This is a genomic window from Alteromonas sp. S005 (assembly GCF_036864475.1).
Taxonomy (GTDB): domain Bacteria; phylum Pseudomonadota; class Gammaproteobacteria; order Enterobacterales; family Alteromonadaceae; genus Alteromonas.
In genome coordinates, this window is the sequence record NZ_JAZETN010000022.1 from 34,719 (window position 1) to 45,138 (window position 10,420).

The following is a 10,420-nucleotide window of genomic DNA, read 5'->3' on the forward strand; positions in this document are numbered from 1 at the left end:
TACGTCTACATACTTTTAAACAAAGCATGTGGGCGATAGCAGACAAAGAAATCTGAAGCACCCACTTTTCATAATCTAATCAATAAAAGAACGATGTAAAAAGTTTGATAACAAAAAATGCTATTGCGCTTGGTATCAAAACTTTAGTCTAACTTGGAAAACAAGACTTAATCGTTTAAGATAAAAGTTAACAGAATTTAAAAAGCCTGTAAACCTGACAATTAGGATAGGGTTACTAGACGCGCAGTCGCGTTATACTTTGGAGTTTTTTATGAGCTATGCTGCCGATAGTAGTTTATGTTTGGAGCGCATCCTGGCATCCACTGATTTATCAAGCCTTTCGAAGAAAGATGCGGCCACGTTTACTAAGCGATTAAAAGTTCACTTTCCTCGCCTTTTCACAAACTATACTTATGTTTATGGACATCAGTACGACTGCTATTTTCATTTACAAAAACTTATTGAAATATTAAGAGATGGGTTGAAAAGTCGAAAGCCGGCGCTCAAAAAGCTCGATAATGAAAGGCTTAAATCTCCTCTATGGTATCGCGATCAGCAACAGGTCGGTATGGCTTGCTATGTGGACTTAATGGGGCCTACGCTGAATGACTTACACGATAAAATCCCTTACTTCAAAGCTCTCGGTGTAACTTATGTCCACCTAATGCCTTTATACGATGCACCTAAAGGAGACAGTGATGGCGGTTATGCAGTATCGGACTATCGCAAGGTAAATTCCTCGTTAGGCACTATGAAAGATTTAGAAAAGCTTGCGTCGGCTCTCCAAAAGGAAGGAATTAACCTTGTGCTCGACTTTGTTTTTAATCACACATCTGACGAACATGCGTGGGCAAAAGCTGCACTTAAGGGCGACAAGCAATTCCAAAACTATTACTACTTGTTTGATGACAAGACCATTCCCGACCAATATGAGGAAACGCTAAGAGAAATTTTTCCTCAAGTAAGAAGGGGCAGCTTTACCTACAATGAGCAGATTGAAAAGTGGGTTTGGACGACCTTCAATAGCTTTCAGTGGGATCTAAATTACAGCAACCCTGAAGTATTCAACGCTATCACCTCTGAAATGCTATTTTTGGCTAATGTTGGTAGCGCCGCTCTTCGTTTAGACGCATTGGCATTCATTTGGAAAGAACTTGGTACAAATTGTGAGAATCAAGAGAAGGCTCACGTGCTTATTCAAGCATTTAATTGTTGTTTACAAATTGTTGCGCCAGCGGTGGTATTCAAATCAGAGGCTATCGTTCATCCGGATGAAGTGCTCAAGTATATCGATAAAGACGAATGTCAGCTGTCCTATAACCCCTTGTTAATGGCGCTACTCTGGAACTCATTGGCAACACGCAAAACTCGCCTGCTCACACAGTCGATGAAAAAGAGCTTTGCTATTTCAGACGAGTGTACATGGGTGAACTACGTGCGCTGTCACGATGACATAGGTTGGACTTTTGACGATGCTGTCGCTGACGAATTAGGCATAAACCCGTTCGATCATCGCTATTTTCTGAATCAGTTCTACACCGGTCGTTTTGAAGGAAGTTTCGCAAACGGTGTGCCGTTTGCAGAAAACCCGAGCAACGGGGATTGTCGTGTATGTGGTTCACTGGCATCTTTGTGCGGGCTAGAAGGCGCACTGCAGGCTAATGATACGAAAGGCATTGAAGAAGCGGTAAAGCGTATGCTGCTGTTATATGGGATAACGTTCAGCATAGGTGGAATCCCATTACTGTATTCAAGCGATGAAATTGGAAAGCTTAATGACTATAGCTATCGATTCGACGAAAGTAAAAAGCATGATGATAGATGGGTAAATCGTATCGCGGTTAATAATGAAGACACCGCTTTAGCGCTTGGTCAAACAGCACCTGCAAGCTTGGCGGAAATGGCAAGCCTTCGTATATTTTCGGGCTTACAGAAAATGATTGAAATTAGAAAACAGTACACCATTTTCGGGCAAGCTCAAACACATATACTAGATTCTGATAATCAACATTGCTTTGTTTTCATGCGAGAAAATACCAAAGGTGAAAAACTCCTCGTCGTTTGTAATTTCAGTGAACACGAGCAGCAGCTTCCGCGTTCCCTTTTGACGACAGTAGACTGCATATCAAGCGTGGATTTGCTATCAGGCGATAACGTGTCGATGGAATCAACACCTATTGTACTTGCTCCCTTTCAGCAGCTATGGCTATTAGCTGACTAATAAAACCTCTTATACGCGGTAACCCACCTGTTGCTAGCCCCGTGACTGGTGAGTTACCGCCGACAAATTTAATTACCTTTTGTCGCCAACTACTTACTAAGAAAGCCGCGAATTACAAAGGCAGTAAAAGAATAACCGACTATACTTTAGTAGTGGGTAGCAATATTCCCAATTTATCGTGAGACAATTTCGCAAAAGCGGTGACTCGACGCAGCTTACAGATTGTTTAGCACGACAATAGCGCTTTACCTATGTGTGTGGTTTGTATCTTGCAAGCTATTAGCTTTTTTAAAGCTTATGGCAAAAGCAATACCAGTTATTTTCTCACACACTGGATTTAGACTTACGTCATATGGATATGTAAAACATGGTAACGGATAGAACGATGCAAAGTGAAAGTATGTTGGAATACATGTGCCCCTATTGCGGCGCAATCAATGATTTTCAATTAAACTCCACACGCGATATGTATCACGAACAACATGAGTCTTGTAGTTGTTGTAACAAAATACTCAGTCTTACTGCCGCCGATGGTATTGGCGGTCGGATCAATCTCATTGTAGATGCTCTAGATAGCGAACACCTCATCAAGTAATAAATGACATAAGATACAAAAAAGCCGCTTTAAAAGCGGCTTTTCTTTTTGGAACGTAAAAGCACTTGCAACTTACTTAACGAAAGAACTCTCGTTTCAATTCACTATCTGTTAGAAAGCGACCGCCTAATGCAGATGTTCTTGTGAAAGAATTAGTGTCTCGAATTCCTCTCGCCTTTACGCAATAGTGAGTTGCATTAATGCTTACAGCAACGTCCTCTGTATTCGTTAGTGTTTGCAGCGCAACTAACACCTGCTGTGTTAGGCGCTCTTGTACCTGAGGGCGCTGAGCAAAAAAGCCCACAAGACGATTTATCTTGGAAAGACCAATCACCGTATCTTTCGGTATATATGATACTGTCGCAGTACCATCGATAGTCACAAAATGATGTTCGCAGGTGCTCGTTAAGCTGATGTCAGACACCTGAACAGGCTGGTCAATCTGCATCTTGTTTTCGATAGCAGTAATCTTAGGAAACTTCCGGTAATCCAAGCCACCAAAGATTTCATTAACGTACATCTTTGCAATACGGCTGGGCGTATCACACAAGCTGTCGTCAGTGAGATCAAGGCCAAGCGTGTCCATTACGTCACGCATCGCGCTTTCAATTCGTTTGCGCTTTTGTTCGTCAGAAAGGCCATTAACTACCATAGGAGTTTCTAGCCCCTTGGCTTCTAATGCTTCTCGTACACGTTGTGCCGGCTCTGATATAGAGGGGTCTAGTGCATCACGCACAATTACCGCTTCTTTTGCTAACATTGTTTTATCCGTTGTTACTGCTTTTTTGAACTGATACGCCTGTAAAATCGTAAAAGTTCCATTATACGACAACATGACTTTTATTTAATGTTGTTGTTTCCTCGCGTGCTTTTAGCACGGAATAATAAAACTGATACCTCTTAGAAAAGAAGGACGCTATCTTGAATTCACCTGTACTAATAACAGGCGCGAGTCAACGTTTAGGCTTAGCGATGGCTGACAGGTTACTCGAACAAGGCCATCACGTTGTCGTGACTTATCGAACACATCGCTCCAGTATTGCAATGCTTAAGGATAAAGGCGCTACAGTCTTACAGGCAGATTTTAGCACTGAGGCGGCTATTGATCGAGCAATTGATGAGATTAAGGCAATCAGTAAAACCTATCGAGGGATAATTCATAACGCATCGGATTGGGCGCAGGAGAAAGATTACAGTAACAAGCACAACTTAATAGAGCGCATGATGATGGTCCATGCTGTCGCTCCTTACCGCATAAACTTGGCACTTGAAAAGGCGCTGCAAGACTGTGAAGTGCAAGCTGACATTATTCATATGACTGATTACGTACAAGAAACAGGTAGCGAGAAGCATATGGCTTATGCGGCAAGCAAAGCAGCGCTGCACAATCTAACCTTATCATTTGCTAAGAAATTAGCTCCAAAGGTGAAAGTAAATAGCGTTGCCCCAGCTTTGCTTATGTTCAACGAAGGTGATGACGAAGCTTATAAACAAAAGGCAGTAAAGAAGTCGTTACTTGAAATCGTCCCAGGCGCGCAAGAGGCTGTGAAAGCCATGAACTATTTATTTGACAGTGACTACGTAACAGGACAAACCCTTCACCTTAACGGTGGACGACATTTAAAGTGATATTACAGACTTTAAGCTTAGCTTAGTTTTTTAGTGTTTTAAATTAATCGTCACCGCCAATTAATTTCATCGCCGTTAGCCTTGGTCTGGTGCCGAGGCATGGCTATAATCCACTCCCTATTTTAAAGCGACTTGGAATTCTACTATGCACGGCAACCGTATTATGGCGCCTGAATGGCATAACATTGATGCAGTTATGTTGGCATGGCCACATGCACAAACCGATTGGGCTCCGTGGTTGGAAGAGGCGCGAGCGACCTACTTAAACGTAATTGCTGCAGTAAACCGTAATCATGCGGGCGTGATTTTATTATGCGCGCCAAGCGATGTAGACGGTCTTAAATCACGTTTACCAGAGAATGCCCAAGTACTTATTGTTTCCGCATCCTTTAATGACACTTGGATGCGCGATTACGGTTTTATCACTTGCAAAGACAATGATGGTAACGGCTCGCCTGTAGAGTTTCGCTTTAACGGTTGGGGTAATAAGTTTAACGCCGATGAAGATAACTTGGCTAATCAGCGCTATCTTGCTGCCATGTGCAAATCTGTGCTTCGCAGCAGCCCTGTAGTGGCTGAAGGTGGCGCGCTGGAAATTGATGAAAACGGACACCTATTAAGTACCGCTCAGTGTTTACTTAACCCTGAGCGCAACGGTGACATGTCGCTAAGTGCTTATGAAGATGCATTTAAAGATATGCTGGGCTGCAGCAAGGTTACTATATTGCAGCATGGTCATTTAGAAGGCGATGACACTGACGGTCATATCGACACATTAGTACGCTTTACCCCGAATAAAGGCCTAGTAATTCAGGCGTGTAACAACCGCCCTAATGACAGTCACTTCGAAGGGTTAAAAGCGTTATGTGACGAATGCGCCCTTGAATTGCCAGAGCATGAACAATTTCATTTACCGTTACCTAATATTGTTAATGATGGAGGGGATCGCTTGCCGGCATCGTATGCCAATTACTTGATTTGTAATAACGCGATTTTATTGCCCGTGTATGGTGAAGAAGAAGATGCCGAAGCCATAGAGACGGTGCAAAAAGCACATCCCACTCATATTGTTGAACCAATTGATTGCAGTGTACTCGTAAGACAATACGGCAGCCTGCATTGTATTTCTATGCAAGTGCCCACAAATACCCTAAAAGACTCGATTATCGCCACTTTAAAGAAAGGAGTGTCATTACATGCGCCCAGCTAAGCTAAAAGTTGGTCTGGTACAACAGGCCGTTGCCGACAATGACAAAGCAACGAACTGGAACAAAAGTGCCGAGCAAGTTGCCAAATTAGCAGCTGAAGGTTGCGAGTGTATTTTGCTTCAAGAACTGCACAGCACCCTGTACTTTTGCCAGCAAGAAGATACTGACGCCTTTGATTTGGCTGAGCCCATTCCTGGACCAGCGACGGACTTTTTTGGTGAACTCGCAGAAAAACACAATATCGTTTTAGTGACATCGCTTTTTGAAAAGCGCGGTTCTGGTTTGTATCACAATACCGCCGTAGTGTTCGACCGCAGTAAAGAAATTGCGGGCAAATACCGTAAAATGCACATTCCTGACGACCCAGGTTTTTATGAGAAGTTTTATTTCACACCGGGCGATATGGGCTTCACGCCTATAGAAACCAGCGTAGGTAAGCTTGGCGTCTTGGTATGTTGGGATCAATGGTACCCAGAAGCGGCACGCCTAATGGCAATGGCAGGTGCAGACTTGTTGTTCTACCCTACGGCTATTGGCTGGGATTTAACTGACACAGAAGAAGAGCGTACCCGTCAGCACGGTGCATGGGAAACCATTCAGCGCTCTCATGCTGTGGCAAACTCAGTACCAGTTATTGTAGCGAACCGCACTGGTTTTGAAGCGTCACCCGTTGAAGGCGACCCAGGCATTCAGTTTTGGGGACAAAGTTTTGTTGCAGGCCCGCAGGGCGAAATTTTGGCCAAAGCCGAAGCGGAAGGTGAAACAACGTTATCAGTAGAGCTTGATATGGAACGTACCGAACAGGTTAAGCGCATTTGGCCTTACTTCCGTGACCGCCGCATAGACGCCTACGACGAGTTAACCAAACGCTGGCGCGACTAACCCCAATTTTGGTGAGCTATACTTTAAAGATAATACCTTCACAGAGCATAAAAACCTGACGGGTCGACTTGGGAAGAAGCGTTAGCATTACGTCTTCGTCTATGTCTAGCCCGCCGGTAAACTGCCCGAAGGCAGGCATCACAAATAGGCTGTTGACGTTAGTAAAGCATTTACCAGAGTAACGGCGGCGAGAAATAGTGGTGCGCTTTTTAGGGTGATAGTGACCGATAACTTGCGGTCGCTTTTCGTTTAAATCCGGCTCATGCCTGAATACCATATTATCTAGCACTACTTCAAAACATGGCGTGCCTGGAATGCCTTCTGGCAGATCTGGGTCATGGTTGCCTTCTACCCACATCCACTCTTTCACTTTATCAACAAGCCTACACAAGTGCTGACGGTCATCATTGGTCATTCGGGACATGCTATGCTTGTCATGAAAGCTATCGCCTAGGCTGATTACTCGTTTAGGCTGGTAATCATCAATAATGCTTTCTAAGCGTTTAAGTGTGGCGGTGGAGTCTAAGCTAGGTATGGGGTTCGCATAGCTGCGTAAATAGCTGCCTTTTTCTAAGTGAAGATCAGACACTATCAGCCAGTCGCATGCAGGTAAATATGCTACGCCACGTGCGTCTAACAACCACAAGTAGTCGGCGTACTTCGTAATTGTAATTTGGCGCTGACTGACTTTCTCCGTCAGCCACGAATCGGTTATTGCCAACTTACCCTCTTGTTCTTTTCATTTGTGAGTTCATATTACCTATTCAACGCTAGTCCCTGAGAGTAGTGCGCGTACTTCGTCTAACATGGTTTCAGCTTCGGCGTATAAATTAGCTTGCTCGATTATGGCTTGTGCACCAGCGCCTTTTACTTGTTCACTGCGTACATCCAGTACAATAGGAATGGCCATAGGCGACGGTTTTTCAAGGTTAACTAATGTCGCTGAATCTACGTAGCGAATAAGTAAGTTAGCGAGTCGCCGTAAGTCGAGGAGCTCGCGCTCAGCATCAGCACGCGCTACTTTAAGTAATATATGGTCGCGGTCGTGCTCTCGCAACGTATCGTAAATGAGGTCGGTAGAAAACGTTACTTGCTTCATGGTTTTTTGACTGGCGTGATAACGCTGTTCTGTCAACCCGCTAACCACCGCTACTTGCCTGAAGGAACGCTTTAGCATTGGCGCCTGTAACATCCAATCTTCTAACTCGTCGCCTAGAATATCCGGCTGAAATAACTGCTCTAACTGCCCTTGGGTGGTGGCGTTCACTGATGCTACCGATAAACCATAATCAGTCACGCTGAAGCTTAAAGGCTTAATGCCCATTTTTTCCATTCGCCGCGTTAACAACATACCTAAGGTTTGGTTCGCTTTGCGTCCGTCGAAGGTGTAGTACAAGGTATAGTGCGCCTGTCTAAATGGAAACTGCTCCACCAGCACCTTTTCAGGGCTAGGTAGCTGAGAGAACGCCTGCTGAAGCTTCAGCCACTCTTGTACCTGTACCGGCAGTGCCTTCCAGGATTTTTGAGTAGCCAAGATAGCTCGTACCCCTTCTGCTAGATAGGTAGATAGCGGCATTTGTCCACCCGCATAGCTTGGTATTTTAGGCTCTTTCGCTTTGGCCGGCTTGGCGTGAAGCTGCATGTCGCGAATAGCTTCAAAGCGCAGTACTTCTCCGCCGAAATAAAAGGTATCTCCGGGCGTTAACTGCTGGGCGAAATATTCTTCTACCTCGCCAATGATCTTGCCTTGGTTTCCCCTTCGGATACGCTTTACCTTTAAACGCCCTGCCTCAACGATTGTGCCTATGTTTTGCCTGTGTCTTTGTATAACTCGCCGATTTGCGGGCGCAAAAGTGCCATCGTCGTTTTGCGTTAAACGCTGATATCGTTCATAAGCATTTAGAGCACTGCCACCGTCTTGAGTGAAGCGCCACAGTTTATCGAAATCATCTCTATCTAACCCTTGATAAGGCGTGGCGGTAAGGATCTCTTGATACAAGGCATCCGGGCTATCAGCTTTGCTGCATAAACAGTTCAAGATAAACTGCGGAATGATATCTAGGGCTCCAGGCTGAGGGCTTTCGCCATCAAGTTCACCTTTTTCAATAGCCGTAATGGCCGCTTGGCATTCCAGCGCTTCAAACCGGTTTGCTGGGACAAGTAACGCTTCGCTAGGTTCATCTAACCTGTGGTTCGCTCGCCCTATCCTTTGCAGCAGCCTGCTTACGCCTTTAGGCGCACCTACTTGAATGACTTTATCGACGTCGCCCCAGTCGATGCCTAGCTCTAATGCAGAAGTACATACAATTGCTCTAAGCATACCACTTGCCATCATGGCTTCGGTTTTTCGCCTTTGCTCTTTACTTAAACTGCCGTGATAAAGCGCTATGGGAAGCGCAGCTTTGTTTGCTTCCCACAACATTTGAAATAGAAGTTCAGACTGAGCACGAGTATTAACAAAAACCAGTGTAGTCTGCGCTTTCTCTATGGCCTCATAGATATCATCAATGGCGTAACGAGCCATAAAGCCTCCAAAAGGCATGCGTGCTTTAGAATGCAGCATCTCAACTTTTGGCTTCTCGCCCGCTTTTACTTTAATGATATTAGCAACACCGTCACTGCCCGCTAGCCACGCGCCCAGTGTTTCTGGAAACGCCACGGTCGCTGACAAGCCTATGCGTTTGCAGCGTGGTGAAAACACGCTTAATCGCGCTAGGGCGAGTGATAAAAAGTCGCCGCGCTTATTCGCCATTAAACTGTGAGTTTCATCGATGATCACCCGTTTTAGCTTACCGAAAAGCTTATCGGCATCGGCGTAGCTTAACATCAGCATGAGGGACTCGGGGGTAGTAAGTAGAATATTAGGCGGCTTTTTGCGCTGTCGCTGACGTTTATGAGAAGGCGTATCGCCAGTGCGGGTTTCCGCAGTGATAGGCAGCGACATTTCTTCAATAGGCTGTAACAGATTGCGATGGATATCTTGAGTTAACGCTTTAAGTGGAGAGATGTATAGGGTATGTAAACCGTTAAAGCCACTCTGCACACCCTTGTTTTGAGCTGACGCATTACCTTCATATAATTCACTAAGCTCTACTAAACTCGGAAGAAAACCTGACAAGGTTTTACCCGCCCCTGTCGGTGCTATCAGTAATGTACAGTCATGTTTATCTTTTTCAACCAACATGTTCTGTTGATAATCACGTAGTTGCCAGCCTTTTTGCTTAAACCACTTAGCGAAAGCGCAGGGAAGTAATGTCATTTACAGTATCTGTTATGCCTTTTCGGTTTTATACGCCAAATTCTTCGTTAAGTTTATTTACACCAATGCCCTACTTCGTGCCTTTTCGATAACGCTTGAGACTCAATGCAGTCTAACTTTATTGAAAAAGTAAATATCTCCTGTAATTTAATGATATTAGTAATGGTTAATATTTGGCTTCACTTTAAGTATCGACACCACGAAAACGAGACACTACACTCGACAAGCAACTAAACATTGTTACAGGGAACGTAAATGCGAAATCAATCGATAGATGCCATTAGAGGTTTAGCAATCCTTGGCATATTGTCTTTAAACATTGCATACCATCAAAATTTTCACACCGGCTACGCGTTTTTTGAAGAGCCACTTTTATCTGATGAGATTATCTCAACATTTAGCGCACTTTTCTTAGATGGAAGATTTCGCACCTTATTTTGCCTGTTGTTTGGAGCAGGTTTAGCGATTCAATTTGATGCTTGCCAGAAGCGTGGGCACAACTTTCTAGACTTTTCTAAATCTCGGCTTAAATGGCTATTTTTATTTGGGTTAATACATGGCGTGTTTGTATTTGGCGGAGACATACTGCTTTATTACAGCCTTTGCGCCTACTTTGTACTAAAACA

Annotated in this window: 7 protein-coding genes and 1 pseudogene; 5 read left to right on the forward strand and 3 right to left on the reverse strand. The window is 44.3% G+C overall.

The genetic code is table 11. The features are described from left to right. Nucleotides 1-271 precede the first annotated feature (271 nt). Nucleotides 272-2,221, forward strand: coding sequence for an amylosucrase (locus V7R55_RS18170; protein WP_334060655.1), 1,950 nt, complete (start codon nucleotides 272-274; stop codon nucleotides 2,219-2,221). A gap of 671 nt (nucleotides 2,222-2,892) precedes the next feature. Here V7R55_RS18170 and folE read toward each other — a convergent pair. After that, the gene (folE, locus tag V7R55_RS18175) at nucleotides 2,893-3,576 is read right to left on the reverse strand and encodes a GTP cyclohydrolase I FolE (protein ID WP_334060657.1); all 684 of its coding nucleotides are present in this window, start codon (nucleotides 3,574-3,576) and stop codon (nucleotides 2,893-2,895) included. A gap of 161 nt (nucleotides 3,577-3,737) precedes the next feature. Between folE and folM the strand changes: the two genes are divergently transcribed. From folM to V7R55_RS18190, 3 genes are all read left to right on the forward strand, one after another. Then, the gene (gene folM / locus V7R55_RS18180) at nucleotides 3,738-4,445 is read left to right on the forward strand and encodes a dihydromonapterin reductase (RefSeq protein WP_334060659.1); all 708 of its coding nucleotides are present in this window, start codon (nucleotides 3,738-3,740) and stop codon (nucleotides 4,443-4,445) included. Between the two features lie 145 nt (nucleotides 4,446-4,590). After that, nucleotides 4,591-5,655, forward strand: coding sequence for an agmatine deiminase family protein (locus tag V7R55_RS18185; protein WP_334060661.1), 1,065 nt, complete (start codon nucleotides 4,591-4,593; stop codon nucleotides 5,653-5,655). Continuing rightward, a complete protein-coding gene (locus tag V7R55_RS18190) occupies nucleotides 5,642-6,535 on the forward strand; it encodes a carbon-nitrogen hydrolase (protein ID WP_179984822.1) in 894 nt (297 codons plus the stop codon). The genes V7R55_RS18185 and V7R55_RS18190 overlap by 14 nt, the downstream gene beginning before the upstream one ends. A 16-nt stretch (nucleotides 6,536-6,551) precedes the next feature. On the opposite strand, the gene pdeM is transcribed toward V7R55_RS18190, so the two are convergent. Beyond that, on the reverse strand, nucleotides 6,552-7,256 hold the full coding sequence (pdeM, locus tag V7R55_RS18195) for a ligase-associated DNA damage response endonuclease PdeM (protein WP_334060664.1): 705 nt from the start codon (nucleotides 7,254-7,256) through the stop codon (nucleotides 6,552-6,554). Between the two features lie 39 nt (nucleotides 7,257-7,295). After that, nucleotides 7,296-9,794 carry a ligase-associated DNA damage response DEXH box helicase gene (locus tag V7R55_RS18200; protein WP_334060666.1) on the reverse strand — a complete coding sequence of 833 codons (2,499 nt, stop codon included), beginning with the start codon at nucleotides 9,792-9,794 and terminating at the stop codon, nucleotides 7,296-7,298. Nucleotides 9,795-10,049: 255 nt separating this feature from the next. Between V7R55_RS18200 and V7R55_RS18205 the strand changes: the two are divergent. Continuing rightward, nucleotides 10,050-10,420 (forward strand): annotated as a pseudogene (locus V7R55_RS18205) (DUF418 domain-containing protein); the annotation flags it as partial.

Excerpts from the sequence above, each read along its gene's own strand:
- V7R55_RS18190 (WP_179984822.1), top strand. The coding sequence starts at position 5,642 with ATGCGCCCAGCTAAGCTAAAAGTTGGTCTGGTACAACAGGCCGTTGCC.
- V7R55_RS18200 (WP_334060666.1), bottom strand. The coding sequence starts at position 9,794 with ATGACATTACTTCCCTGCGCTTTCGCTAAGTGGTTTAAGCAAAAAGGC.
- V7R55_RS18185 (WP_334060661.1), top strand. The coding sequence starts at position 4,591 with ATGCACGGCAACCGTATTATGGCGCCTGAATGGCATAACATTGATGCA.
- folE (WP_334060657.1), bottom strand. The coding sequence starts at position 3,576 with ATGTTAGCAAAAGAAGCGGTAATTGTGCGTGATGCACTAGACCCCTCT.
- V7R55_RS18170 (WP_334060655.1), top strand. The coding sequence starts at position 272 with ATGAGCTATGCTGCCGATAGTAGTTTATGTTTGGAGCGCATCCTGGCA.